Source organism: Dokdonella sp. (assembly GCF_044227025.1).
In the GTDB taxonomy this organism is placed as follows: domain Bacteria; phylum Pseudomonadota; class Gammaproteobacteria; order Xanthomonadales; family Rhodanobacteraceae; genus Dokdonella_A.
The window spans coordinates 99,976-125,312 of the sequence record NZ_JBGAFX010000001.1 but is presented as its reverse complement, the minus strand read 5'-3'; the positions used below and the strand labels follow the sequence as shown (position 1 = coordinate 125,312).

Here is a 25,337-nt window from a genome sequence, read left to right as displayed (position 1 = left end):
CGATGTCGGGCCCCCGCAGCGCCGATGCGCCGGTCGTCGCTGCCACCGACGCGTCGCCGCACGTCGAGAGCTTTCCGCCGCAGATCGGCGCCGAATGCCGCGTGCTCGTGCTCGGCACCGTGCCGAGCCTTGCCTCGCTGGCGCTGCGCCAGTCGTACGGCCATGCGCAGAACCTGTTCTGGCCGTTCATGGGCGAACTGTTCGATGCCGGTCCCCAGCTAGACTATGCCGAGCGCATCGCGCGCCTGCATGCGCGAGGTGTCGGCATCTGGGATGTGCTGGAACGGTGCGAGCGACGTGGCAGCCTCGACAGCGACATCCTCGTGGCGAGCGAAGTGCCGAACGACATCGCGGGCCTGCTCGCGCGCGAACCGACCATTGCCGCGATCGCGCTGAATGGCGCAAAGGCGCTGCAGGTATTCAGGCGCCGCATCGCGCCGGATATCGATGCCGCGCGCATGCCGCAGGTGCTCGCGCTGCCATCGACGAGTCCGGCCAACGCCTCGCTCACGCGCGCACACAAGCTCGCGTGCTGGCGCGAACTGCTTGCGTGGTCGAAACTGACCCGTTACTGAGTGTGCGCCACGCAGGTCGCGTTCCGTTCAGGCGACTGCGCAGAGACTGCGCCCGGTCCAAACTCAAGGAACTCAGGCCATGAAGCAACGCACTCTTCCCCTGCTCGGCGCCGGCCTCGCGCTCGCCCTGTTCGGTACCGCCCAGGCGCACGCGGCGCCGGCCAACCTCGACTGCAAGTTGAGTTTCTCGCTGACCGGCTGGTCGCTGATCTTCAAGCACGCAGAAGGCCACGGCACGGTGTCGTGCGAGAACGGCGAATCGATGGCCGTGGACATCTCCGCCAAGGGCGGCGGGATCACGGTCGGCAAGTCGCACATCGACAACGGTCACGGCCGCTTCACCGACGTGCACAACATCAATGACGTACTCGGTACCTATGCGCAAGGCGACGTGAGCGCGGGCGCAGTGAAGTCCGGCACCGCGCAGGTGCTGTCGAAGGGCACCGTCTCGCTCGCGCTGGCCGGTTCCGGCGAAGGCGTCGAACTGGGTGTCAGCGTCGGTGGCTTCACGATCGAGAAGGCCGGCACGATCCACAAGTAGTCCGACCCTGGCAACAGGCGCAACGGCCGCCCGTGGGCGGCCGTTGCGGCGGCATCCGTAGTGACGCGAACACCGCGAACTTGACCAGGGATGAAATCACTCGCCCTTGGCCGCGTTGGACGCATCGGGCGATCCTGGGGAGTCCGCGGCGGTCGCGGAGTAGCGCTTGCGCAATACCGTTGCTCCATGCACCTCGCGTACGACCGACAACGTCGTGCTGGTCGATTGCACCGGATCCAGACGGAACTCGATCGTGGCCTCGGACCCCGCCGCCAGTGCGGGCAATCGGCATTCCATGCGACCTGCAAGCGCGCAACGGCCCACGCTTGCGCGAAGCCCATCCACCACGGCCAGCCCCGATACCGTCGCGCCGATGACCTGTTCGGGCAGCTTTGCGCCTGTGGTGTTCGCGATTCGCAGCGAGATCGACGATGAGCCGTCCGCATGCATTTCGATAGCCGCCTGGATTCCGTCGAGACCCGAGGCATCATCCGCTGGCGCTGTCTCCTCTTGCGCATCCGCTTCGAGGACGTTGGAGGTCGCCGGGCTGTCGAAACCGTCACCGAAGATCTTGTCTGAAAGCGCCACGCAGCGTGAGAATTCCGACGTATCGGCGCCTGGAGAGGTCGCGATCGCGGAGCCCCAGCTCTGCCGGGTCTGGCTGTTCGGCACGCTGTACAACAGGCCACTGATGCTGCCAACTCCATTGGCCCCGGTATGCAGGGTCGCCGAACCGAGCCTGACCTGACCTTCGCCGTATCCGCTCGGATCGCAATGATCGCTGCGGTAGAACGTCAGCAGGTAGGTCTGGTTCGGCTGGCTGGAAAGGCTGGCTGTCAGGGTCGCCGAGTTCGTGCCGACGATCACGTTGTCGAGGCTCGGGAAGTTCTGCTGGTTGTCAGGACCGCCATCGCCGTCGCCTGCGTCGTTCAGGGTGACGCCGTTTGCGCCAAGATCGATGCCGAGCGCGCCGTTGCCGCGGATCAGGTTGTCGACCACCGGATTGCCAATGGTGCCGCTGCCCGCTATCGCGACGCCGTTCCCGGTATTCCCTTCGATCACGTTGCCGAGGATCTGCGTGTCGACGGCCCCCGCAGTCACGAAGACGCCGGTGCCGTTCGGGAGGCCGCTCACGCCGATCAGGTTCTCCCCGACGATATTGTGCGCCGTGCCGGCATCGGCGACGAACACGCCGGTCCCCGTATTGCCGGCGATGTAGTTGATCATAAAGGGCGAGCTGGCATCGCCAATCGTATTGTCGTGCGCGGCGGAAAGCAGCGAGATGCCGGAAGCGCCATTCGGAAGCGCCGCGCCGCCGACCGAGAAACCGATCTGGTTGAGAACGACCAGGTTGCCGTTCGCGCCCGTCTCCAGCTTGATGCCGTCGTTGACGTTGCCGGAGACCAGGTTCTGGCGGACGACCGCATGGCTCGCTCCCTGGTCGAGGCGCACGCCCTCGACGCCGTTGGCGCGCGCGACGTTGCCGCTGCGGTCGGTGCCGACGAAGTTGTAGCGGATCGTCGTGGCATCGGTGGTGTTGCCGCTCACATGGATTCCGGCGCCACCGTTGCCGCCGATGATGTTGCCGTCTGCGAGCGCGGCACCGCCGACGACGCTGTCGTCGGGACCGGCCAGGATGTAGACGCCGGGGCCACTGTTGGCGACCGCGCTGTTGCCGTTGTCGAGTCCGATCACGTTGCCCTTGATCACATTGCCATCGGCATTCTCTCCGGCGACGAGCACGCCGGGCCCCTGGTTGCCGGCGATACGATTGCCGGGCCCCACCGTGTTGCCGCCGACATCGTTGATCCATACGCCGCCATTGCCGTTTGCCGCGGGGTTGTTGTCGTTGGGGTCGTTGGCGCCGCCGCGCAGGCCGATGACGTTGTCGTCGATGAGATGCGCGCTGCCGCCATTGACGTAAATGCCCCAGAAGGTGTTGCCTGCGATCACGTTGTGATCCAGTTGCGCGCCATCGGCGCCGCCGGTGATTCCGATGCCGTCGCCGTTCGGGCGCAGCTGGGTGCGCGCCGTGGTCAGGCCGATCACGTTGCCGCTGACGCGGTTGCCGCTGGTGCCGGCGCCGTCAATGGTCACGCCGCGCGAAGTGTTGCTGGATATCGTGTTGCCTTCGCCGGCGCCGGTGCCGCCGACGATGTTGTTGTCCGCGCCGCCGGAAATCCGCACGCCGGTGCCGTTTCCGCGCGCGAAATCGCCTTGCCGCGAGACACCGATGCGATTGCCGCGCACCGCATTCCGGGCCGCATTGTTGCCGTAGATGTCGACGCCCATCGCCGCGCGCGCGATGTAGTTGGCTTCACCAGGGCCCGCGCCGCCGACCATGGTGTCGTTGGTGTCGACGATGCGAATGCCGCTGCCCCCGATGCCCTGGTTCGGCGTGCCGTCGGGGCACGCCTCGAGACCGGGGCCGGTATCCAATGCCTCGCACTGGCCGATGTAGTTGTTGAACAACTTGTTGTTGCGATCGGACAGGTCGCCGGTGCAGGTGTCCCAGGCGCTGATCGCGTGCCCCGCAATATCGAAGAAATAGTTCTGCTGGCCGCTGCCGGTGCCTCCGATCTGCACCCCGCGCACGCACTTGTCGTTCTCGTCCGAGGTGCCTTCCAGTTGTCCGAGGATCAGCGCAGTGCCGCCGCCGACCGCATTGCCGCTGATCGACGAGAACACGATGTTGCGCACGCGCAAGCCGTTCGTTCGGGGGGCCCAGATGCCGAAGCCGCAAAATCCTTCCACATACAGGTTGCCGATGGTCCCGGTGGCGTAGTCCGCACTGATCGAGACAGGGAAGCCCGTGACGATCGCGCCGGATTGCAAGACCGGACACGTCGGGGCGCCGTGCAGCGCGATATTCGGGCGTGCGCCCGCTTCGAAGGCTCCCCCATCGATGCTGTCGCGTGGATCGAGCCGCACGAATCCGTAGGACAAGGTGATCTGCGTGCCGCCGCGGATGGCGTCCCAGAAACGGATCGTGTCGCCGTCGTTGGGGCCGCAGCCCGGATTGGAGAATGAAAGGCGCCAATTGCGCGAATTGTCCGTGCTAGCACAGAAGATCGGATCATGGACGAAGTTGCCGCCCTCGATGCGTGCCATTTCGAAGCTCGTGTAGCAGCGCGCGTCTCCGTAACCGACTTCGACGGCCTCGCGGAAAAGCATCCTGTCGTCGCTGCCGCCGGAGGCACTCCAGAACGGTTCCTCGGCATCGTCCGTATCGCTGACGTAGATCGTGCAGCCGGCATGCGCGCGACCGGCCTGCGCGACGATGAGGGCTGCGACGAGACTTCCGATGCACCGGCCAATGCGTTTGCAAGGTTTCACGACGTTCCCCTGGCGTTGCGGATGCTTGCCCCAACGACAAACGACGGCGAAACCCGCCACGCACTGGCAGCCGGCTACAATCGATCCAGCGGACGGCGCAACGGCGTAACGGCCGAAGTCGCCCGCCGCAGTGGCAGGCCCGGGGGCGGAGATGGGCAGCAACGGGGACATCACGCAGATGCTGGTGCTGGCCGGGGCCGGCGATGCCGCTGCGCGGCAGCAACTCGCCGCCGCGATCTACGCGGACCTGCGGCATATCGCGCACCGCCAGCTCGCGGGCCAGTGGCGCGAACAGACCATGGGCACCACCGGGCTGGTGCACGAATGCTACCTGCGCATGAGCGGCGCCGTCGCCCCGAACGACCGCGGGCACTTCTTCGCGCTGGCTTCCCGCGTGATGCGCCAGGTCATCGTCGACTACGCGCGCGAGCGCCTGGCGCAGAAGCGTGGCGGGGGTGAGCGCGCTCTTGCGTTGGATGAGGTGGACGCCGCGGAGTTGCGCGAAGCCGAACGCTACGCGGCACTCGACGATGCGCTCGGCGCGCTGATGCGTCTGGACGAGCGCCGGGCGCGCGTGGTCGAGTGCCGCTTCTTCGCAGGGCTTACCGAGGAAGAGACGGCAGAGGCGATGCAGACCAGCCTGCGCAGCGTGCAACGCGACTGGCAGTTGGCGCGTGAATGGCTGCGAGCCGAACTGGAAGCCTGACCTGCGGGTGCGAGGTGCCGACGTGATCGAAGCGCCTGATTTTCTCGAACCCGGTGGCGCCTTGCGTGGGCGCTTGTTCGCACGCCTGGCCCAGCAGTGGGCCGCAGTGGAGCCGGCGGTAACGGGGCAGCGCATCGGAGCGTTCCGCGTCGAACGGGAACTCGGACGCGGCGGCATGGGCGTGGTGTATCTGGCCGAACGCGTCGACGGCGGCTTCGCGCAGCAGGTTGCGCTCAAGTTCGTGCGCGGCAATGCGCAGGCGAGCGGGATCCAGGAACTGTTCCGGCGTGAGCGCAGCCTGCTCGCGGCGCTCGATCATCCGCATATCGCGCGCCTCATCGACGGTGGGCAGAGCGACGACGGCTGGTTGTGGTTCGCGATGGAGCGCATCGAGGGCTTGCGCATCGACCGGCACGTGCACGAACGTGGCCTCGACCTGCAGCAACGCCTCGGCTTGTTCGTGCAGGTCTGCGACGCGGTGGCATTCGCGCACCAGCGACTCGTGGTCCACCGCGACATCAAGCCCGCCAACATCCTCGTTTCGGCGGACGGCTGGGTGAAGCTGCTCGACTTCGGCATTGCCGCGCTTGCCGACGCGGGCACAGGTGCGCCGCAGGCCCTTACGCCCGGCTGGGCCAGCCCCGAACAGGCACGCGGCGAAGTGGTCACCACGGCATCGGACGTTTTCCAGCTTGGCCTGTTGTTGCATGCCCTGGTTTGCACGGGTCGATGGCGCGCCCTCGAATCGACAGGCCTCGACGCGACGCGGGCCGATGCGCATGCAGGCGAGTGCGCGCCGCTGGCGGGTGCCGCCGTCGCCGAAGCCGATCTTGCATCGATCATCGCCAAGTGCACGCACGACGACATCGAATCGCGCTATCCGTCGGTGGCTGCACTGCGCGATGACGTTCGTGCGCGCATGGCGCGCCGACCGGTGGCGGCTCGCGACGGCGGCTGGAGCTATCGCCTCCGCCTGGCGGTCACGCGGCATCCCTGGGTCACCACCGCCTGCATCGCGGCTGCGCTCACGTTGGCGTTGCTCGGGTCGCAACTCGCGCGCGAAGGCAATATTGCGCGCGCCGCTGCCGCCGCGGCGGCGACCCAGGCGGAACGTGCGCGCGCGAGTCTGGGATTCCTCACCGGCCTGCTTGGCGAAGCGCAACCGGCGACGCATCAGGGCCACGTGCCGACGGTCGAGGACCTGTTGCAACGAGGCTCGCAACGCATCGTCGATGATCGCCAGATGCCGAAGACGCTGCGCGCGGAACTGGCGGCGACACTGGGCGCGATCCATATCGAGCGTGGCGAATTCGCCCAGGCGCGGGCCTTGCTGGAGACCGCGGTACCCGCATTGCGCGAACCCGCTGGCGACGCCTCGATCCTGGCGCAGGCCATCGGCAATCTCGCCTACACGCTCGAATACACCGAATCGGCGCGCTCGCTGCCGATGTTCGACGAAGCGCTGGCGCTGCTCGTCGACGACGATTCGCACGCGGAACTGCGCCTGCGCATCGCGCGCTATCGCGCCTCCGTGCTGTACGGCAGCGGTCGACGCGCAGAGTCGGCCGAGGCGTTGCATCGCGTACTCGACGAAGACCGTGCCGTGCTCGGGGACACGCACGCAGAAACCGCGATGGCGAAGATGATGTATGCAATCGCGCTCAGCGCACTCGATCGGGATGCGGATGCATTGCCGCTGATCGAGAGCAGCTTTCGCACCCTCGAGGCTGGCCTCGGCCGGGAACATCCGCGCACCCTGCAGGCGGGACAGACGCTCGCGATAACCTTCTCCAATCTCGACCGCTACGAAGAGCAGGCGGCGCTGATGCAGGAGCTGGTGCCGCGCGTGGCGAAGGTATTCGGCGAGCGCAGCCCGCGCTATGCACGTACCCTGACCTGGTATGGCGTCGCGCAATCGCATACCAGCAACCCCGCTGCTGCCGTGCCGACCTTGCAGCACGCGCTGGAGATTTTCGATGCGGCGCCCGCGCTCGACGATCTCGGCAGTCCCAATACGCTGCAGGCGCTGGGCGAAACCTACGAGCGCCTCGGCCAGTCCGAGCTCGCGCTCGCTGCATACCGGCGCATGCTGGTGCGTGTGGCCGAGCGCCCCTCATCGGTTCCGGTCGACGATGGCAAGCGACCGCTGATCGTGGCCAGGCTCCTGCTCGGCATGCATCGCTACGACGAGGTGCAGGGCCTGATCGGACAGGCGCGCGCGAATGCGCACGTCGACAGCGATCCCGCGAGACGCATCGTCGGCAGCATCGATCTGGCGCAAGCGCAGCTCGATGCCGCCACGGGCGACCTTGCTCGCGCGGCCGCATGCGCGCGTTCGGCGGTCGCGGTGCTGGCGAAGTTCGACTATGCGAGAGACGAATATGATCAGGCGCGGGCACTGTCGAAGAGACTCCCGCCTGCGAGTGTCCCCAACGATGCGCCTGCTGCTTGCGATCAGGCGGTGCAGGCAGGACGCTGAGACTTCCGGGCGGTCGATGCCGATGCGGCATTACGACCTCTGGCGGTTGACGCTGCGGCAACGATCGCGGACGCTGCAACGCTTCGGGCGCATGTGTCCGTCTGCCAGGGGAGCGTCATGAGGCATTTGCTGCGCGGTATCGCGATCGTGTTGTCGATCTGGATCGGAATCTCCCTTGCGCATGCCGATGCCCCCCTCGTGCGCGACCTGCCACCCGGCCTGCAGATTCCCGATGCGGCGCGACCGGGCCCGGCGTTCGATGTCGACAAGGCGACCGAGGCGTATCTCGCGCTGCTCTCGCCGGAACAGCGCAAATTGTCCGACGACTATTTCGAGGGCAACTACTGGCTGACCCTGTGGGGAACGCTGTACGGTCTCGCGGTCGCTGCGATCCTGCTGTGGAGCGGGTTGTCGCGACGCATGCGCGATTTCGCCGAACGAATCACGCGCCGACGCTGGCTGCAACCGCTGATCTACGCGTTCCCGTGGCTGCTCGCCGGCTTCCTGCTCAGCCTGCCGCTCGCGATCTACCAGGGATATTTCCGCGAGCATGCCTATGGCCTCGCGACGCAGGACTTCGGCGCGTGGTTCGGCGACCAGGCCAAGGGTCTGCTGGTATCGCTGGTGATCGTGCCTCCCGTGCTTGCGCTGCTGTACGGCGCGGTGCGCCGCGCCGGCGCGCGCTGGTGGATCTGGGCGAGCGGCGGCGCGTTCGTGCTGATCCTGTTCCTGATCATGCTCGCGCCGGTGTTCGTCGATCCGCTGTTCAATGACTACAAGCCGCTGCGCGAAGGCGCGGTGCGCGAGGCGGTGCTGTCGCTGGCGCGCGCGAACCGGATCCCGACCGACAACGTGGTCGAGTTCGATGCCTCGCGGCAGACCACGCGCATCAGCGCAAACGTGTCCGGCTTCCTCGGCACCACGCGCGTCGCGCTCAACGACAACCTGCTCGACAAGACCTCGCCGGCGGAAATCAAGGCAGTCATGGGCCACGAGATGGGTCATTACGTGCTCAACCACGGCCTGCGCCTGACGGTCTACCTCAGCCTCATCCTGCTGCTTGGCTTTTTCGTGGTGCACTGCACGTTCGATCGCGCGCTTGCGCGCTGGGGTGGCCGCCTGGGATTGCGCGATCGCGCCGACCCCGCCGCACTGCCGCTGGCGATTGCGATCCTCTCGCTGTTCTTCCTGCTGGTGACGCCGCTGACGAATTCGATGATCCGCCAGGCCGAAGCCGAGGCCGATGCGTTCGGCCTCAACGCCGCCGGCGAGCCGAATGGTTTCGCGATGGCGGCGATGCGCCTCAGCACCTATCGCAAGCTGCGCCCGGGACCCCTCGAGGAAATCCTGTTCTACGACCACCCGAGCGGCTACGACCGCGTGCATGGCTCGATGCTGTGGCTGAAGGAACACCAGGACAACCACACTGCGAACGCGCCATTGCCATAAGCCGCGAAAGGGTTCCCCTCATCCGTTCGCGTTGAGCGCAGCTGCTTCGACAGCGAGCGGAGTCGAAACCCGCTGGCTGCGAGGCCCTTCGACTCCGCGCCTGCGGTGCCGGTGAACGGAGGATAGGTTGCGGCGCTGAGGGCACGCGGGTTCCTGAGCCGTTCGCGTCGGGCACGCGGAGCGAAGCTCCGCGAAGTCGAACTACCGGTGCCGATATACGACCCGCGTCCTTCGGCTCGCTAGCCGCCCTTTGCCGCGGGCGCGCTCTTGCGCGCGCCCCATTCCGCCTTCTTCGCGGGCTTCCCCCACGCGTCGTACAACTCGACGAACGTGTCGACGACATCCTGTGCGCGTGGATGTGCCGGCCCGAACCCCTCGGCATGGGTGAACACGTCCCATGCGACGCCGAGTTCCTTTTCAGCCTCGTCGAACTTGCGTTCGCGCAACAGCACGGTCGCCAGTTCGCGATGCATGATCGCGCGCATCGCGTTGTCGCCGAATGCGATGTCGCCGTTCGACACCGCCGTGCGTGCGTGTGCTTCCGCGCCGGCGAGGTCGCCGGTATCGCGCAACAGCAAGGAGAGGTTCGACTCGGCGATCACCGTCGATGGGTTCGCCGGCCCGTACAGCTTGAGCGCGAGCGCCGCGACGCGTTCGTAGTACGGCCGGGCGTCCTCGTTGCGACCCTGCTGGCGGATCGCGCCGCCGAGGTTGCTGACCAGGCGCATCGTCAGTGGATGATCCTTGCCGAACACGCGTTCAAGCGTCGGCAATTGCGGCGCAAGCAGCTTCTCCGCGTCGGCGTAGCGCTTCTGTTCCAGCGCGACGATCGCGAGGCCGTTGATCGCGTCGATCGTCTTCGAGTGCTCGTCGCCGTATTGCTTGCGCCGTTGCGCGAGCATTTCCTCGAGCAACGGGCGCGCTTCATCGAGATGGGCGGTGTCGATGTCGACCGAGGTCAGGCTGTCGATCGTCGTGAGCACGTCCTCGCTTTCATCGCCGAGCAGGCGGCGCTGCTCGCCCAGCACGCGGCGCAGGCGCGTGCGCGCCTCCTCGGGCTTGCCGGCGAGGCCCTCGATCGAGCCGAGCGTCGATTCGACCTCCAGGCGATCGCGATCCCCGGTCGGCAGGGAACTCGCGAGCGCGAACGCCTGCTGCGCCAACTCGAGCGCGTTGCTCGCCTTGTCGTAGTTGGCGAGGTTGGTCGCCGCGCGCGCCTTCGCGCGCGCCCGTTGCGCGACGGTCGCGTGCGCCTGTTCGCCGGCTTCGATCGCGGCCTCGAAATGGCGCTGCGCGATCGCATAGTCGCCGAGCGAGGCGTAGCTGTCGCCGATCGTGCGTTCGATCGACGCGCGAACCGGGGGTTGCGTCGCAAGCTCGCGACCGGCGCGCTCCGCGGCCGAATCAAGAACCAGGCGCATGAGGCTGCGGTCCATGCCCTTGGCGCGGTTCGGGTCGATGCCGGCCAGCATGCCGCGCGTGAAGTCCGCGACCTGTTCCGCCTTTGCCGCTTCCAGCGTGGCGCGTGCCGCCGACTCGCGCGCCCTCGCCATGCCGCCAAGTGCGAGTGCGATGCCGGCGATCAGCGAGCAGGCGATCAGCGCGCTCACGGCGAGGCCGAAGCGATGGCGACGGATGAACGTTCGCGCGAGATACCAGCGCGTCGCCGGCATCGCCCGCAGCGGGCGATGCTCACGCAGGCGCTCGAGGTCGTCGGCGAGTGCAGCGGCGGAGTCGTAGCGATCGGCGCGGTCGAGCGCGAGTGCCTTGCGCAGGATCGCGCGCAGCTCCTGCGGCAGGTGCTGCGAGGCTTGCAGCAGCGCGCCCGAGGTTCCCGCCGCCTGTGCCACGCTTGTGTCGCTGTCGATCGCCGCCAGCAGCGTCTCGTGCAGCGGGCGGGTCGAATGATGGGCGATCGATGTCAGCGCCGCCGCATCGGCCCCGGTCAGCACTTCGTACAGCATCACGCCGAGCGAGTAGACGTCGCTGCGCGTGTCGATCCCGCGCGACTGCGGGCCGGCCTGTTCCGGACTCATGTACAGGCTGGTGCCGGCGCGATCGGTCGCGGTCGCCTGCGCCGCGACGCCATCGCTGCCGGCGACACCGCCGATCGCGATGCCGAAATCGATGATTTTCGGCATCGGCGTGCCGTCGACGCGGCGCACCAGCACGTTCGCCGGTTTCAGGTCGCGATGGATGATGCCCTTCTGGTGCGCATGCTGCACGCCATGGCAGACGCGCGCGAACAGTGCGAGGCGCTCGTCGCGGCGCAAGCCCTCGTCGCGGCAGAAGCGCGTGATCGGGCTGCCTTCGACCACTTCCATCGCGAGATAGGGGTGTCCCTGCTCGGTGGTTCCGGCGTCGAAAACCTGCGCGATGGCCGGGTGCTGCATCTGCGCCAGCGCCTGCCGCTCGACGTCGAAGTACGCGCGCGCAAGCGGGCTCGACACCTGCTCGCGGATCAGTTTCAGCGCGACTTCCCGGTGCACCGGTCGCATCTGCTCGGCGAGGTAGACGCGGCCCATGCCGCCTTCGCCGAGCACGCCGCGAATCACGTAGGCATCGATCTTCGTGCCGGGCAGGAGGGTCTGGTCCGGTCCCGCCGCGGCGGCGACGGCGACGAATTCGGTGGCATCACTGCTGTTGGTGTGCATGGCGTGCCCCCTGTCCGCGTCGCAGTCTATGGATTTGGCCGCCAATTGCCAGCGCCCGTGGTCGCGTCCCCGGTGTCTTCGCGTACACTCGCGCTGATGGCAGGCCGCGACGCAACCCGACCGTCATGAAATCGCGCGACAACGACTCCAGCACCACCCAGCGCCGCACGATCCGGCCGCAGCGCGGCTTCGAACTGCGCGGCGCATCCGACGCCTGCCTCGTCGTGCTGCAGGGGCAGCGCCTCGGCCAGCGCATCGACATCGGCGAGCAGGCGCTGGTCTTCGGGCGCGCGCCTGAGTGCGACTTCCAGATCGTCGAGCGCAGCGTCTCGCGCCAGCACGCGCAGGTATGGAAAGGACCGGGCGGTTATCGCGTCAAGGACCTCGATTCGACCAACAAGACCCTGCTCAACGACCAGCCGATCATCGAAGCGGAACTCAAGGACGGCGACCACATCACGGTCGGCAGCTGCGTGCTGAAGTTCATGGAGCGCTCCTCGGTCGAGGCGCGCTACCACGACGAGATCTACCAGCTCGCGACGATGGATCCGTTGACCGGCCTGTACAACCGGCGCCATTTCCTCGAACTGCTCGAGCGCGAACTGGCGCGCACGACCAGCCACCAGCGTCCGCTCGCCTTGCTGATCATCGACCTCGACCACTTCAAGTCGGTAAACGACCTCTACGGTCACCCGGCCGGCGACGCGGTGCTGAAACTGGTGGGAGCGTCGCTGCAGGCGAATGCGCGCGGCGAATTCATCGTCGCGCGCATCGGCGGCGAGGAATTCGCCGCGGTGCTGCCGGAACAGGACATCGGCGAAGCGGCGGCTTTCGCGGAAAGGCTGCGCAGCGCGATCGAGGCGCTCGAACTGGACGCCAGCGCAGGACCTCGCAAGGTCACGGTGAGCATCGGCGTGGCGTGCTGGAAGCCCGGCATGGCCGGCGTCGCCGACCTCATGCGCGCGACCGATGCGGAGCTCTATCGCGCCAAGCAGGACGGCCGCAACCGCGTCTGCGTCGCGGAGTAGGGCGGCACGAAGCGCGCGAGGCGTTCGCGCGCGACTAGTGTCGCCGCAGGCCGCCGCGCGCGCGGGTCGGCGGCACGCGCTTCGCGCGTACCGCCCTACACGGGGCTCACGCCCACTCGGTCAGGCCTTCGATGTCGTACAGGCGCCTCCAGCTCGCGCGTGCCTTGACGCGTTGCGCGAGTGCGGCCACATGCGGCCAGCTGGTCGCCGGCTTCGGCATGTTGCGCGACCAGCGCATCAGCATGGTCGCGTACAGGTCGACGATGCCGAAGTGCTCGCCGACGATGTGCGGGCCGTTCGCGGCGAGGTGTGCTTCGAGGCGGTCCCACACCGCCTCGATGCGGCGGCGTGCGAACTCCTTCGATTCCTTCTCGTGTTCGGCCGGTGCGAAGTCCTGCGGATAGAACCACTGGCGATACGCTGGCTGCAGCGTGTTGGCGAAGTGCACCATCCATTGCAGGAACGCCGCGCGCTTCGGGTCGCCGGGCCGCGGCGCGAGCGCGGCGTCGGCATGGCGCTCGGCGAGCAGCAGGAGCAGGGCCGCGCATTCGTACACGGGCGCGCCGTCCACGATCAGGGTCGGTACGGTGCCGTTCGGATTGAGGCGCAGGTATTCCGCGCTCTTCTGCGCGTTGGCGTCGAGGTCGAGCTTGCGCAGTTCGTGCGGCACGTCGAGCTCGAGCAGGGTCTGGTGGACCGCCATGCTGGCGGTACCGGGGGAGTAGTAGAGGACGTACATCGTGGACTCCGGAGCGGCTGCGAGGGACGGCGGATTCTACTCGCGTGCGCGGCGCGCGCCGTTGCGCATGACGGCGGACCTCGAAATGGGCGAAACTTGCACACCTGCCTCAGGATCCGGAGCAAGCATGGCTGTCCAGGAAGCGAAGGTGCCGGACATCGGCAACTACACCAACGTCCCCGTCATCGAGGTACTGGTGAAGGTCGGCGACACGGTGACGCGCGACCAGGGCCTGGTCACGCTCGAATCGGACAAGGCGACGATGGAAGTGCCGGCGCCGTTCGACGGCGTCGTGCGCGAGGTCAGGGTCAAGGTCGGCGACGAGATTGCCGAGGGCCACGTCGTTGCGCTGATCGAGGCCGGCGAGTCGAAGGCCGAAGCGCCGAAGCCGGCGGAGGCGCCGAAGCCGGCACCCGCCGCGGCGGTCGCGCCCGCCGCGAAGAGCGATCCCGCGCCGCCTGCGCCCGCGCCGGCGAAGGGTGATGCCGCCGCGCCGCGTACGCCGCCGGTCGCGTTCGACGCGAGCGCGGTGATGCCGGACCAGGTGCCGTATGCGAGCCCGGCGGTGCGCCTGTTCGCGCGCGAACTCGGCGTCGACCTCGCGCACGTGAAGGGCAGCGAGCGCAAGGGCCGCATTTCGAAGGACGACGTGCAGAACTACGTCAAGGCCGCCCTCGCCGGCGGTGGCGCGCCGCGCGCGGCGTCCGGCGGTGCAGTCGGCGGCGGCCTCAACCTGCTGCCGTGGCCGCAGGTCGATTTCGCCAAGTTCGGCGAGGTCGAGACGAAGGCGCTGTCGAAGATCAAGAAGATCTCCGGTGCGAACCTCGCGCGCAATTGGGTCATGATCCCGCACGTCACCCAGCACGACGATGCCGACGTGACCGAGCTCGAAGCGTTGCGCGTGCAGCTCAACAAGGAAAACGAGAAGGCCGGCATCAAGCTGACCATGCTCGCGTTCCTGATCAAGGCGGTGGTCGCCGCGCTGAAGAAATACCCGGAGTTCAACGCCTCGCTCGATGCGAGCGGCGAGAACCTCGTGCTGAAGAAATACTTCCACGTCGGTTTCGCCGCCGACACGCCGAACGGCCTCGTCGTGCCGGTGCTGCGCGATGCGGACAGGAAGGGCGTTATCGAGATCGCGCAGGAAACCGGCGAACTCGCGAAGAAGGCGCGCGATGGCAAGCTCGGGCCCGCCGACATGTCCGGCGGCTGCTTCTCGATTTCCTCGCTCGGCGGCATCGGCGGCACCGCGTTCACGCCGATCGTCAACGCGCCGGAAGTCGCGATCCTCGGCGTGTCGAAGTCGTCGATGAAGCCGCACTGGGACGGCACCGCGTTCGTGCCGCGCCTGATCCTGCCGCTGTCGCTCAGCTACGACCACCGCGTCATCGACGGTGCCTCGGCCGCGCGCTTCACCGCGTACCTCGGTCAGGTGCTCGCGGACATGCGGCGCGTGCTGCTCTGAGGACGATGACATGACGAACGCGATCGAAGTCAAAGTCCCCGATATCGGCGACCTCAAGGGCGTTCCGGTCATCGAGATCCTCGTCAAAGTCGGCGACACCGTGGCGAAGGACCAGGGCCTGGTCACGCTCGAATCCGACAAGGCGACGATGGAAGTGCCGTCGAGCGTCGCTGGCGTGGTCAGGGAAATCCGCGTCAAGCTCAACGACGAAGTCGCCGAGGGCGCGGTCGTTGCGGTGATCGAGACCGTGGAGCCGAATGCCGCGAAGGTGGCGCCTGCCGCGGCACCCGCGAGTGGTGCGCCCGCGCCGACACCTGCAAGCGCACCCGCGTCGCCCGCGCCAGCACCGAAAGCGGCTTCCGCTAGCGGCCGAAAGGCCGACATCGAGTGCCAGGTCGTCGTACTCGGTTCCGGTCCGGGCGGTTACACGGCTGCATTCCGCGCCGCGGACCTCGGCCAGGACACCGTGCTGATCGAACGCTACGCCGCGCTCGGCGGCGTCTGCCTCAACGTCGGCTGCATCCCGTCGAAGGCATTGCTGCATGCGGCGCGCGTGATCGACGAGGCCGCGCATTCGGCGGATATCGGCATCACGTTCGGCGCGCCGACGATCGAGCTCGGCAAGCTGCGCGCGTACAAGGACAAGGTCGTTGCGCAGATGAACGGCGGTCTCGCCGGCATGTCGAAGCAGCGCAAGGTGCGCGTCGTCGAAGGCACGGGCACGTTCGTGTCGCCTCACGAGATCGAGGTCGCGACGAAGGACGGCACCAGGCTCGTGCGCTTCGAGAAGGCGATCATCGCCGCGGGTTCGCAGGCGCTGAAATTGCCGGGCTTCCCGTGGGACGACCCGCGCATGATGGATTCGACCGACGCGCTGCTGCTCGCCGACGTGCCGAAGAAACTGCTCATCGTCGGCGGCGGCATCATCGGCCTCGAGATGGCCTGCGTCTACGATGCGCTCGGCAGCGAAGTCACGGTGGTCGAGCTGATGGACCAACTGATGCCGGGTGCCGATCCCGACCTCGTGCGCCCGCTGCAGCAGCGCCTCGCGAAGCGCTACGCGGGCATCCATCTCAAGGTGAAGGTCGCGAAGATCGAAGCCGAGAAGAAAGGCCTCAAGGCGACGTTCGAAGGAGAGAAGGCGCCCGAGCCGATGCTGTTCGACCGCGTGCTCGTCGCGATCGGCCGCACGCCGAATGGCGCGAAGATCGGCGCCGACAAGGCCGGCGTGCAGGTCAACGATCGCGGCTTCATCGCGGTCGACCGGCAGATGCGCACGAACGTGCCGCACATCTTCGCGATTGGCGACCTCGTCGGCCAGCCGATGCTCGCGCACAAGGCCACGCACGAAGGCAAGGTTGCGGCGGAAGTCGCCGCCGGCGAAAAGAGCGAATTCGTCGCGCGCGTGATTCCGTCGGTCGCCTATACCGACCCGGAGATCGCCTGGGTCGGCCTCACCGAAACCGAAGCGAAGAAGCAGGGCGTGAAATACGGCGTCGGCAAGTTCCCGCACGCGGCATCCGGGCGTGCAGTCGGTATCGGTCGCACCGAGGGCTTCACCAAGCTGATCTTCGACGAAGCCTCGCACCGCGTGATCGGTGCCGGGATCGTCGCGCCGAATGCAGGCGACCTGATCGCCGAGATCGCGCTCGCGATCGAGATGGGCTGCGAGGCCGCCGACATCGGCCTGACCATCCATCCGCATCCGACCCTGAGCGAATCGGTCGGCATGGCAGCCGAGGTCTACGAAGGCACGATCACCGACCTGTACCTGCCGAAGAAGAAGTAGCGCGGTACGCGCACCGCGCGTGCCGCGGTTCGATGGTGGGCGAGGGTGTCGTGATGTTTCGCGGGATTCGCGCCGCGCGCTCGACGCGCCCTACGCACTGCCGAAGAAGAAGCAGGCATCGATTGTGGGAGCGGCGGAAGCCGCGATGCTTTTCTTGTTGAAACTAAAGAGCATCGCGGCTTCCGGCGCTCCCACAGTACCGCGATGGGTTGCTAGGCTTCCGCGCGCGGGTACTTCGCGAGTTCCGCCTCGATCCTGCTCTGGTCGAAACCGTTGATCTTGGCGGTGCCGATCAGGATCAGCGGCGTGCCGACGCCGCCGTTCGCCTTCCATTCGGCGGCGGCCTGCTCGGACTTCTCGATGTCGCGCTCCTCGTACGGTACCGCGTGTTCGGCGAAGTAGGCGCGCGCCTTGGCGCAGTAGCCGCAGGTCGCCGTCGCGTACATCGTGACTTTCGGCGCGTGGATGTCGGTCAGCGCTTCCTGTGCGATCGCGCCGGACCCAGCGAAAAAAGCACCCAACAGACACGCAAACAGCAGTCGCTGCAACATCGGTGATCCTCCCGGTCGGGTCGCCGGTCGGCGACGCAGCACGTCAGAGCGTGCGCGCCGCGATTAGTTCCCGCGGTCAGGGCGTGGCGCCGTCGAAGCCGTTCGCGAAGACCATGTCGCTGCCGACCGTGCAGGTGCCCGGCACCTGCGCGTGGGTGAGCGCGATGTCGTCGACGAACCAGCCTTCGCCGGTCTGTGCGGTATCGGTGCGATAGAGCCAGCGCAGCTTCACGCTCTGGCCGGCGTAGGCGGCAAGGTCGATCTGGTACGGCGACCAGCTGAAGTGGCCCATGCCGGTGAATGCGCCCGAACCCACGGCGACGCCGCACAGCGTGCCGCCCTGGGTGATGGTCGCCGGATAGCCGCCGGCCGGTGTCAGGCGCGCCCAGTTGGTGCCGCCATCGGTGGAGACCTCGACCACGCCGCCGTCCCAGCCTTGCTCGACATCCCACGCGCTCCAGAACGAGAGTTGCGAGGACTGTCCCGCGCTCAGCGTGAGCGCCGGCGTCACCAGGGTGACGCACAGGTTGTTCGCCGCGGTCGACCAGAAGCTCTGCGCGCCGCCGTGCTTGCGAGAAGTCGACATGTGCCAGCCTGCGTGTTCGATCTGGTCCGGCGCCAGAGTTGCCGGTTGGTCGGCCGATTCCGCCTCGAACGGCGGATCGCCGGGCTCGGCGCCGGAAAGGAATGTGCCGTCGGCATTCGCGCCGGTTGCGGTAACCGCGAGGCGGACCACGTTGGCATCCTCGCTGTCATTCGACGCATCGACTGCGCGCACGACGTAGTACTGCGGCACGCCGCCGGCGACGAACGAGTCGGCATAAGCGAGGTCACCGACGCCGTTCGCGATACGGTTTGCCGCAGCGGGCGTGAAGTCGGCGAGATCGGAACGATAGACCGAATACGACGCCGTCGCACCGCAGGCGGGCGTCGCGGCGGGCCACGCGAGGTCGACGCGGCATTGCGCGGATCCGGCGTTCTGCGCGCTGGCGATGCCGGCGAACAACGGCGGTGCGGTGCAGGCGCCGCTGGTGCGGGCCTCGACGCAGGTCGACGCGGGCGCTGCGCAGACGCCACTCGCATCGCGCGCGATGACGCGGTAGCCGTAGTCCACCTGGCCGGATACGCTCGTGTCGTCGAATGTCGTCGCCGCGAGCTGATCGGCGATCGTTTCGAAGTGGCCGCTGCAACCGCCCTGCGCACGCTCGACGCGATAGGTCGCGTCGGGCGCCGAGCCGGTCCAGGCAAGATCGATGTGCTGGTCGCGGTTCGGCGTCGCCGTCAGGGTCGGCGTCGCCGGCGCCGTGCACAGGTGGGGCTCCAGCACGAAGAAGCCTTCGTCGATGCCGGTCACGATCACGTTGCCGCTGCCGGGAAAACGGTAGTTGTTCCAGCTGCCGTTGAATGCTGCGGTGTTGCTCGCGGGATAGGTGTCGAAGTACGCGACTTCGCTGAGCTGCGCGGCCGACAGGTTGTCGATGTGCAGGATGCGGAATCCCGCCTCGTAGTTCGATTGATAGACGTACTGGCCATGCACGTACAGGTTGTGGTCGATCACGCCGAGCGCGCTGTCGTGGTGGCCGACCAGCACCGGCGCGTCGAGGTCGGACACGTCCCACGCGTAGGTGCGGGCGTTGTGACCGTTGCCTTGCTCGTCGAGTTCGTCGTCGACCAACAGGTAGCGGTGGTCGTCGGTGAGCCACCCCTGGTGCGGATACGAGGCGCCGGCATAGGTCACCGACGACAGAGTGACGGGCGCCGCCTTGTTGCTGACATCGACGATCGCGATCCGCTTGGTCGGTCCGTTCGAGTCGACGCAGATCTCCTTGCCGACGTGCGCGCTGTCGGGACCTGCGTAGACCCAGCACTGCGATTCGTGCGTGTAGCCGGCGTTGGGGAGGTGCGTGAAGGCCGCGTCGCTGACGCAGCCGGCGAAGACCGGCGCGTCCGGCACGTGGATGTCGAGCATCTGCAGGCCGCCATGAGCCGAGTCGCCGGGACAGGTGAGGTTGCTGCCGGGCACGTAGGCGAAGCCGGTCGCTTCGTTGATCGAGATCGTGTGGCTGCTGCCGAAGGCGCCGTACCAGGCAGTCTCGGCGAACGTCTGCGGCGTGGTCACGCCGCGCAGCGCGTCGAGGTCGAACACCTGCATGCCGTGGCCGGGATTGTTGTCGCTGACCACGAACGCATGACCCTCGTACACGCGCACGTCACGCCAGAGCGAGCTGCCGGTGCCGGCGTGCGTAGGCAACTTGCCGAGATAGGTCGGATGGGTCGGATCGGTCAGGCGATAGAACGCGATGCCGTTGTCGGCGCCGATCAGCGCGTATTCGGTGTTGTCGACCGGATCGGTCCAGCCCCACAGGCTGTTGGTGCTGCTCGCGGCGAACTCGCTCACCGGTACGAACGCGAGCAGGTCGATGTTCGAGCACGGATAGATGCCGGCCATGCCCGCGATGCACGGCGTGGCGTGCATCGGGGCGAGCGGCCGTGGTGCAACCGGGCGCGCCGCCCGGATCGCCTGCATTTCGCGTTCGGGGCCGTTGGCCACGGCGGCGGTGGAGTGCGCGCTTTCGGCGAGCGCGAACGACAACAACACGATGGCGCACAGGGCGCGCAGGATCGACATCGACTTTCTCCCCAAAGCGACGGCAGGACCACGGCAAGCTTCGTAGTCTAGCCGGCGTCGCGTGCTTGCGTCAGTCCCTTTCGGCTTCACCATCCGTTCGCGTCGAGCGCGGCGAGCGGCAGCGGGCGAAGTCGAAACGCTCGCTCACCACCGGATCGGGCCTACCCGCCATTTGGCAGCGTGGTCGTGTCGGCGACCTCGTACAGGCGCACCAGCGGCTCCATCTCGAGCAGGTAGTTCTCGTCCTCGGGGTAGTAGACCGAGCGCTCGGGGTTCTCGCCGGCGAACGCGCGCAGCGCTTCCATCGAGTCCCAGAGCGATATCAGCACGATCTCGCTGTGCTCGCCCTGCACGCGGCGCAGCACGGTGACGCCGCGGTTGCCAGGCGTGTTCGCATAGTCCTTGAGCCCGGTTTCGTTGAGGCGTGCGATGTACGCGTCCGCCTTCTCGGCCAGCGTGATGCCCCGCCAGATGCGCGCGATCATGGAGCGTCCCCGGTAGTGTCGGGCCATCTTCGCACGGGCCGGCGACGACGGCATTTCCCGCCCGGCGGAAGGGTTCCCGCAGGGAATGCGCGCAAAAACTGTCACGGAGGCGGTTTTCACGGCCATAATGACCCTTGGGACCATCGCGGCGCGGCTGCGGGGAGGACGGGATGCTGGCGTGGCTGGTGTTGGGATTGACGATCGTTTCGGCCGCCCTGGTCGTCGCGTGGCTGTGGCGCGAGCTGAACAGGGAGCGCGCGCGCAACCACGAGCTGGTGTACGAGAAGATCGATCTGGAGAATGCACTCGACGGCGCGACCAACGGGCCGCGAGTGGACACCGGCGCCGTGGCGCACGATGCGCTGGTCGCGGTCGCCAACCGACTCGACGCGCCGCTCGGTTCGGCGCGCGCCCATCTCGAGGACGTCAGCGCGCAGATCGACGACTATCGCGAGCGGGTGCGCCAGTTCGACACCGCCGTGCAGTACTGCCTGCAACCGGTGGAGATGATCTTCGGCGCCGACAAGGCCACCCTCGACCAGTTGGTCGCGCATGTCGAAGGTGCGCGGCGCAAGCTGTTCGAGGCGCGCGCGGCGCTGCAGAAGAGCCCGCTGCACAAGGCGGCCGGACCGCTTGACGGCGGACTCGGCGAGATCGACGTGCTGGCCGACTATGCGCGCGCGTTGCGCATTCCGCCGGCGCCGACGCCCGCGGAAAACGCGCCGGTCGCCGACGAGCACGCGTTGGAGCACTGAGGTCGATGCCGGTCGCGCTGGTGTGCGGCGCGAGCGGCGCGATCGGCCGGTACTTGCTGCCGCGCCTGCTCGGCGCCGGCTATCAGGTGATCGCGCTCAGCCGTGTCGCGCGTGACAGCGACGATGCACGATTGCAGTGGCGCATCGGCGATCTCGAGCATGTGCTGCCCGACTTGCCCGCGCTCGACCTGGTGCTGAGCTGTGGTCCGCTCGATGCGTTCGCGCGCTGGTTCGCGCGCACGCCTGCACGCATCGTTCGCGTCGTCGCGTTCGGCTCGATGAGCATCGAAAGCAAGCAGGCCTCGCCGGACGCCGCCGAACGCGCGCTGGTCGAGCGCCTGCACGAAGCGGAGCAGTCCGTGATGACCACCGCGCAGGCGCGTGCCGGCGCCTGGACCTTGCTGCGTCCGACCCTGATCTATGGCGCCGCCGTCGACCGCAGCCTGACGCCGCTCGCGCATCTCGCCCGCCGCTGGCGCGTGTTCCCGCGCATTCCCGCCGCGCATGGCCTGCGCCAGCCGGTGCATGCAGACGATCTCGCCGGCGCATGCGTCGCGGTGGCGACGAATCCGCGTAGCGCCGGCAAGGTCTATGCGCTCGGTGGTGGCGAGCGGCTCGCGTTCTCGGAGATGCTGGAACGCGTGCACGCCTCGCTGCCGTTTCGCGCGCTGTCGCTGCCGCTGCCATTGACACTGTGGCGGCCGTTCGCGCACCGTCTGCCCGCGCTCGAACGGCTGCAGCGCGACCTTGTTGCCGACGACCGCGAGGCAACCGCCGACTTCGGCTGGGCGCCACGCGCGTTCCGCCCGGATGCGGCGTGCTGGTTCGCGTCGCCGATGCCGTCACGGTTCAGACCGCCGGTTTGACGATACGGTGATTCGCGCCTGATGTGGGGCAACACACTGGATCCGGAGTGAAGCATGAAGCGCATCTGGCTGCTGTTCGCGATCACCGCCGGAACCTGGAGCGCGGCTCCCGCCGCGGATCTGCTCGATACCTGTCACGCCGGCAGCAGCTACGACCTCACGCTCACCGCGGGAAGCCTGCTGTTCGAACGCGCGGCACCGGCACGCCGGCGCATCGAGATGCGCGACGGCGCCCTGCGCATCGACGGCGCGCCGATGCCGCTCAACGCCGAGGATGGCGATCGCCTCGCGCTGTTCGTGCGCGAAGTGCGCATGCTGGTGCCGAAGGCGCGCGCTCTCGCGCAACGTGGACTGGACCTCGCGGCCGGTGTCGTGCGCAGTGAAACGCGTGCCCTCGTGTCGAGCGCGCCGGCACGCGCCGAACTCGACAAGCGCATCGCCGCGCATGTGGCAGATCTGCGTCGTCGCATCGCCACCAGTGCCAGCACGCGCGACTGGCAGGGCGCGGCGTTCGAACGGGACGTCGATGCGATGGCGGAGGACCTCGTGCCGCTGCTGACCGCCGACCTCGGCGGCCAGGCGCTGACCGCGGCGCTCGATGGCGACGTCGATGCCGCGGTCGCGCTGCAGGCGCGTGCGGCGGAGCTCGGCAATGGCCTGCAGCCGAAGATCGAGCGGCGCCTTGGCGAGCTGCGCCCGGACATCGCGGCGCTGTGCCCCTCGATTCGCCAACTGCAGGAGTTGCAGCAGGGGCTGCGCGATGGCGAGGGCCGCGCGCTCGATCTGGTCGAAATCGATCGCTGAAGGGTGGGTTGATGGCGCGACTCGCCGCGCACGCGGCGAGGTCCCGCCCTGCGCAAGGTCATGTGCGCGTCGCTACGCAACCGTATGTGGACCGGCGCGCACCGCGGCCTTAATGCACCGCACGCGACGTTTGCTGCGCCGCAGCGCCTTGCCGTCGCGCGTTTCTCGCCGCAGTGCAGCGTTGCCAACGCTCGTTTGAACGACCTAAGATGCCGTGCGTTTCACCATCACGACGCACTCCAGGACGCCAGACAAAAAGGGGCACGCCCATGCAGGTTCGAATGATCACGACCGCGGCCATCGCCGCGGCGTTGTTTGGCAGTTTGGCGGCGCGCGACGCGCGGGCCTACGATTACACGGCGCCGGTTCCGTTCCATGCGAGCGCCAATTTCGATCCGGCGCACGGCATCATCCCGTTCCCGAACAACCTGCTGTTGTCGGGCACGACGGATCTCACGCTCAACATCCCGGTCGATCCGAACGCGGCCGATGCAGGTCCCAAGCTCGCCATGAACGCGCTGGACGGCTTTGGCACCACCGCGCCGTGGTCGACCGGCTTCTCCGCGCCGATCGACCCGACCTCGCTGGCCGGCAACGTGCGCGTGTTCGAAGTCACGCTGAGCGGTCCGGGTGGGGCCGTCACCGGCGTCGTGCGCGAACTGGCCTCGCCGCAGGAATTCGTCGCCGCGCTGGCACCGTCCGACACCAGCAAGAAGACGCTGGCGATCGTGCCGACGCGGCCGCTGAAGGAGCGCACCTCCTACATGGCCGTGCTGACCAAGGGCATCAAGGATGCATCCGGCGTCGGCGTCCGCGGCTCGTTGACGTATCTGCTTTCGAGCGGATCGAAGCCGTTGTGCGTGGGCGGTCACTCGACCAGTCCGGCACTGGCCGATGCGCAGGCGTGCCAGCTCGAACCGCTGCGTCAGCTCAACAGTTCGCAGGCCGCTGCCGCGGTCGGCGCCGGCGTTCCCGCCGGCTCGATCGCGCTGACCTGGGTTGCAACGACGCAGAGCATCACGCCGACGATGCGCGCACTGACCGCGATCACCCAAGCGTCGCCGCCGGCGGTCACGCATGTCGCGCCGACGGGCAAGACGCTCGCCGACCTCGGTCTGGGCCTGCCGCCGGTCGCGGACATTGCGATCGGCACGATCGACCTGCCGTACTACCTGACGGCGCCGAGCCAGTCCGATCCGACCGCGGCGCTGACCAAGCACTGGAATGCGACCGCAGGTGCGTACATTTCGCAGTGCGCGGGATTCGGGCTTGATCCCAATTCGGTCAACCTGACCGCGTGCAACCCGGTGCCGAAGGCGACCGGCACGCAGACCGTGCCGCTGCTGTTGACCTATCCGAACGCGGCCTCGGGCAAGACCAAGCCCGCTGCGGGCTGGCCGCTGGTGATCTTCCAGCACGGCATCACGCGCAACCGCACCGACATGTTCGCGATTGCCGGCACGCTCGCCGCGCAGGGCTTCGCGGTCGTCGCGATCGACCTGCCGCTGCACGGCCTGACCAGCACGAGCAATCCGTTCTACGTGGGCAACACGCCGTTCGGCGCGATCGCGCACGAGCGCACGTTCGATCTGGACCTGTCCAACAACACGACCGGCGCGCCGGGTCCGGACGGCACGATCGACGGCTCCGGCTCGTACTTCATCAACCTGACCAGCCTGCTCACCTCGCGCGACAACCTGCGCCAGGGCGCGGCGGACCTGCTGCAGCTGTCGCACACGGCATCGACGCTGCCGAACGTGGACGCCAGCAAGATCAGCTTCGTCGGCCAGTCGCTCGGCAGCATCGTCGGCACGGTCTTCCTCGCCAACGATCCGACCGTGCGGGCCGGCGTGCTCAGCGTGCCGGGCGGCGGCATCGCGCGACTGCTCGATGCGTCGCCCGCGTTCGGCCCGCGCATCCATGCCGGCCTTGCGGCGGCGGGTCTCGTGCAGGGCACGCCGTCCTACGACGCATATTTCGCGGCGACCCAGACCGTGATCGAATCGGGTGATCCGATCAACTTCGCCGGCAATCACACGCTGCTGACGCCGCGCGAGAATGCGGAGGATCCGCTGCCGAAAAGCATCCTCGTGCATGAGGTGATCGGTGGCGGCGATGTGCTGCCCGACCAGGTCATCCCGAACCGCGTGCTCGGCGCGCCGCTGTCCGGCACGGAACCCCTGATCGCGGCACTGGGTCTCGCGCCGATCACGCAGACCGTGCTGCTGAGCAACAACGGCCTGCACGGTGCGGTGCGCTTCCTCCAGGGTGAGCACGGGTCGCTGCTGGATCCGACCGACTTCCCCGCGGCCACGGTAGAGATGCAGACCGAGATGGCGAGCTTCCTCGTTTCGGCCGGCAATGCGGTCGTCGTCTCCAATTCCTCGGTCATCCAGGGCCCGCAGTAAGCACTGCATCGCATGACGGGTGCGGACACGCCATTCGTGTCCGCACCGCGCGACGATCATCGACGGTCCGTTCCGTCC

At 67.8% G+C, this 25,337-nt stretch carries 18 protein-coding genes; 12 read left to right on the top strand and 6 right to left on the bottom strand.

Annotated elements, in window-relative coordinates:
• The first annotated feature begins 2 nt into the window (after window positions 1–2).
• Together ACILRJ_RS00525 and ACILRJ_RS00520 are read left to right on the top strand one after the other, a co-directional pair.
• On the top strand, window positions 3–575 hold the full coding sequence (locus ACILRJ_RS00525) for a DNA-deoxyinosine glycosylase (protein WP_395679276.1): 573 nt from the start codon (window positions 3–5) through the stop codon (window positions 573–575).
• Between the two features lie 79 nt (window positions 576–654).
• Window positions 655–1,116 carry a hypothetical protein gene (locus ACILRJ_RS00520; RefSeq protein ID WP_395679274.1) on the top strand — a complete coding sequence of 154 codons (462 nt, stop codon included), beginning with the start codon at window positions 655–657 and terminating at the stop codon, window positions 1,114–1,116.
• A gap of 96 nt (window positions 1,117–1,212) precedes the next feature.
• Here the strand turns inward: ACILRJ_RS00520 and ACILRJ_RS00515 are convergent, their stop codons facing one another.
• Window positions 1,213–4,452, bottom strand: coding sequence for a hypothetical protein (locus ACILRJ_RS00515; RefSeq protein ID WP_395679272.1), 3,240 nt, complete (start codon window positions 4,450–4,452; stop codon window positions 1,213–1,215).
• 151 nt (window positions 4,453–4,603) lie between these two features.
• On the opposite strand from ACILRJ_RS00515, the gene ACILRJ_RS00510 reads away from it, so the two are divergent.
• The 3 genes from ACILRJ_RS00510 to ACILRJ_RS00500 all read left to right on the top strand — a co-directional run bounded on the left by ACILRJ_RS00510 (window position 4,604) and on the right by ACILRJ_RS00500 (window position 9,086).
• Window positions 4,604–5,158 (top strand): ECF-type sigma factor, encoded by a 555-nt coding sequence (locus tag ACILRJ_RS00510; protein ID WP_395679270.1) that lies wholly within the window; start codon window positions 4,604–4,606, stop codon window positions 5,156–5,158.
• A gap of 22 nt (window positions 5,159–5,180) precedes the next feature.
• Entirely contained in the window at window positions 5,181–7,637 is a 2,457-nt protein-coding gene (locus ACILRJ_RS00505; RefSeq protein ID WP_395679268.1) for a protein kinase domain-containing protein, read from the top strand.
• A 117-nt stretch (window positions 7,638–7,754) separates the two neighbouring features.
• Window positions 7,755–9,086, top strand: coding sequence for a M48 family metallopeptidase (locus ACILRJ_RS00500; RefSeq protein WP_395679266.1), 1,332 nt, complete (start codon window positions 7,755–7,757; stop codon window positions 9,084–9,086).
• Between the two features lie 239 nt (window positions 9,087–9,325).
• Here the strand turns inward: ACILRJ_RS00500 and ACILRJ_RS00495 are convergent, their stop codons facing one another.
• Window positions 9,326–11,740, bottom strand: coding sequence for a protein kinase domain-containing protein (locus tag ACILRJ_RS00495; RefSeq protein WP_395679264.1), 2,415 nt, complete (start codon window positions 11,738–11,740; stop codon window positions 9,326–9,328).
• A gap of 125 nt (window positions 11,741–11,865) precedes the next feature.
• Here ACILRJ_RS00495 and ACILRJ_RS00490 point away from each other — a divergent pair, with 125 nt between their 5' ends.
• Window positions 11,866–12,768 carry a diguanylate cyclase gene (locus ACILRJ_RS00490; protein WP_395679262.1) on the top strand — a complete coding sequence of 301 codons (903 nt, stop codon included), beginning with the start codon at window positions 11,866–11,868 and terminating at the stop codon, window positions 12,766–12,768.
• A gap of 106 nt (window positions 12,769–12,874) precedes the next feature.
• Here ACILRJ_RS00490 and ACILRJ_RS00485 read toward each other — a convergent pair whose 3' ends face one another.
• On the bottom strand, window positions 12,875–13,507 hold the full coding sequence (locus tag ACILRJ_RS00485) for a glutathione S-transferase family protein (RefSeq protein WP_395679260.1): 633 nt from the start codon (window positions 13,505–13,507) through the stop codon (window positions 12,875–12,877).
• A gap of 85 nt (window positions 13,508–13,592) precedes the next feature.
• Between ACILRJ_RS00485 and aceF the strand changes: the two genes are divergently transcribed.
• A complete protein-coding gene (gene aceF, locus ACILRJ_RS00480) occupies window positions 13,593–14,972 on the top strand; it encodes a dihydrolipoyllysine-residue acetyltransferase (RefSeq protein ID WP_395679258.1) in 1,380 nt (459 codons plus the stop codon).
• A gap of 10 nt (window positions 14,973–14,982) precedes the next feature.
• The gene (lpdA, locus tag ACILRJ_RS00475) at window positions 14,983–16,761 is read left to right on the top strand and encodes a dihydrolipoyl dehydrogenase (RefSeq protein WP_395679256.1); all 1,779 of its coding nucleotides are present in this window, start codon (window positions 14,983–14,985) and stop codon (window positions 16,759–16,761) included.
• Window positions 16,762–16,973: 212 nt separating this feature from the next.
• On the opposite strand, the gene ACILRJ_RS00470 is transcribed toward lpdA, so the two are convergent.
• The 3 genes from ACILRJ_RS00470 to ACILRJ_RS00460 all read right to left on the bottom strand — a co-directional run bounded on the left by ACILRJ_RS00470 (window position 16,974) and on the right by ACILRJ_RS00460 (window position 20,426).
• A complete protein-coding gene (locus ACILRJ_RS00470; protein ID WP_395679254.1) occupies window positions 16,974–17,312 on the bottom strand; it encodes a glutaredoxin family protein in 339 nt (112 codons plus the stop codon).
• A 76-nt stretch (window positions 17,313–17,388) separates the two neighbouring features.
• Entirely contained in the window at window positions 17,389–19,941 is a 2,553-nt protein-coding gene (locus ACILRJ_RS00465; protein ID WP_395679252.1) for a choice-of-anchor B family protein, read from the bottom strand.
• 161 nt (window positions 19,942–20,102) lie between these two features.
• Complete coding sequence (locus ACILRJ_RS00460; RefSeq protein ID WP_395679250.1) at window positions 20,103–20,426, bottom strand: antibiotic biosynthesis monooxygenase family protein; 324 nt, start codon at window positions 20,424–20,426, stop codon at window positions 20,103–20,105.
• Between the two features lie 170 nt (window positions 20,427–20,596).
• Between ACILRJ_RS00460 and ACILRJ_RS00455 the strand changes: the two genes are divergently transcribed.
• From ACILRJ_RS00455 to ACILRJ_RS00440, 4 genes are all read left to right on the top strand, one after another.
• Entirely contained in the window at window positions 20,597–21,181 is a 585-nt protein-coding gene (locus ACILRJ_RS00455; RefSeq protein WP_395679248.1) for a hypothetical protein, read from the top strand.
• A gap of 5 nt (window positions 21,182–21,186) precedes the next feature.
• The gene (locus tag ACILRJ_RS00450; RefSeq protein WP_395679246.1) at window positions 21,187–22,047 is read left to right on the top strand and encodes an NAD-dependent epimerase/dehydratase family protein; all 861 of its coding nucleotides are present in this window, start codon (window positions 21,187–21,189) and stop codon (window positions 22,045–22,047) included.
• Window positions 22,048–22,101: 54 nt separating this feature from the next.
• Window positions 22,102–22,851: a DUF2884 family protein gene (locus ACILRJ_RS00445; RefSeq protein WP_395679244.1), complete on the top strand. Its 750-nt coding sequence runs from the start codon at window positions 22,102–22,104 to the stop codon at window positions 22,849–22,851.
• Window positions 22,852–23,132: 281 nt separating this feature from the next.
• Complete coding sequence (locus ACILRJ_RS00440) at window positions 23,133–25,259, top strand: Ig-like domain-containing protein (protein WP_395679242.1); 2,127 nt, start codon at window positions 23,133–23,135, stop codon at window positions 25,257–25,259.
• Window positions 25,260–25,337 lie beyond the last annotated feature (78 nt).

Bases quoted from the DNA above. Each gene is read 5' to 3' on its own strand.
- ACILRJ_RS00455 (WP_395679248.1), top strand. From the start codon at position 20,597: ATGCTGGCGTGGCTGGTGTTGGGATTGACGATCGTTTCGGCCGCCCTG.
- ACILRJ_RS00445 (WP_395679244.1), top strand. From the start codon at position 22,102: ATGAAGCGCATCTGGCTGCTGTTCGCGATCACCGCCGGAACCTGGAGC.
- ACILRJ_RS00520 (WP_395679274.1), top strand. From the start codon at position 655: ATGAAGCAACGCACTCTTCCCCTGCTCGGCGCCGGCCTCGCGCTCGCC.
- ACILRJ_RS00440 (WP_395679242.1), top strand. From the start codon at position 23,133: ATGATCACGACCGCGGCCATCGCCGCGGCGTTGTTTGGCAGTTTGGCG.
- ACILRJ_RS00465 (WP_395679252.1), bottom strand. From the start codon at position 19,941: ATGTCGATCCTGCGCGCCCTGTGCGCCATCGTGTTGTTGTCGTTCGCG.
- ACILRJ_RS00495 (WP_395679264.1), bottom strand. From the start codon at position 11,740: ATGCACACCAACAGCAGTGATGCCACCGAATTCGTCGCCGTCGCCGCC.
- ACILRJ_RS00485 (WP_395679260.1), bottom strand. From the start codon at position 13,507: ATGTACGTCCTCTACTACTCCCCCGGTACCGCCAGCATGGCGGTCCAC.
- ACILRJ_RS00510 (WP_395679270.1), top strand. From the start codon at position 4,604: ATGGGCAGCAACGGGGACATCACGCAGATGCTGGTGCTGGCCGGGGCC.
- lpdA (WP_395679256.1), top strand. From the start codon at position 14,983: ATGACGAACGCGATCGAAGTCAAAGTCCCCGATATCGGCGACCTCAAG.
- ACILRJ_RS00470 (WP_395679254.1), bottom strand. From the start codon at position 17,312: ATGTTGCAGCGACTGCTGTTTGCGTGTCTGTTGGGTGCTTTTTTCGCT.
- ACILRJ_RS00450 (WP_395679246.1), top strand. From the start codon at position 21,187: ATGCCGGTCGCGCTGGTGTGCGGCGCGAGCGGCGCGATCGGCCGGTAC.
- ACILRJ_RS00490 (WP_395679262.1), top strand. From the start codon at position 11,866: ATGAAATCGCGCGACAACGACTCCAGCACCACCCAGCGCCGCACGATC.
- ACILRJ_RS00460 (WP_395679250.1), bottom strand. From the start codon at position 20,426: ATGATCGCGCGCATCTGGCGGGGCATCACGCTGGCCGAGAAGGCGGAC.
- ACILRJ_RS00525 (WP_395679276.1), top strand. From the start codon at position 3: ATGTCGGGCCCCCGCAGCGCCGATGCGCCGGTCGTCGCTGCCACCGAC.
- aceF (WP_395679258.1), top strand. From the start codon at position 13,593: ATGGGCGAAACTTGCACACCTGCCTCAGGATCCGGAGCAAGCATGGCT.
- ACILRJ_RS00500 (WP_395679266.1), top strand. From the start codon at position 7,755: ATGAGGCATTTGCTGCGCGGTATCGCGATCGTGTTGTCGATCTGGATC.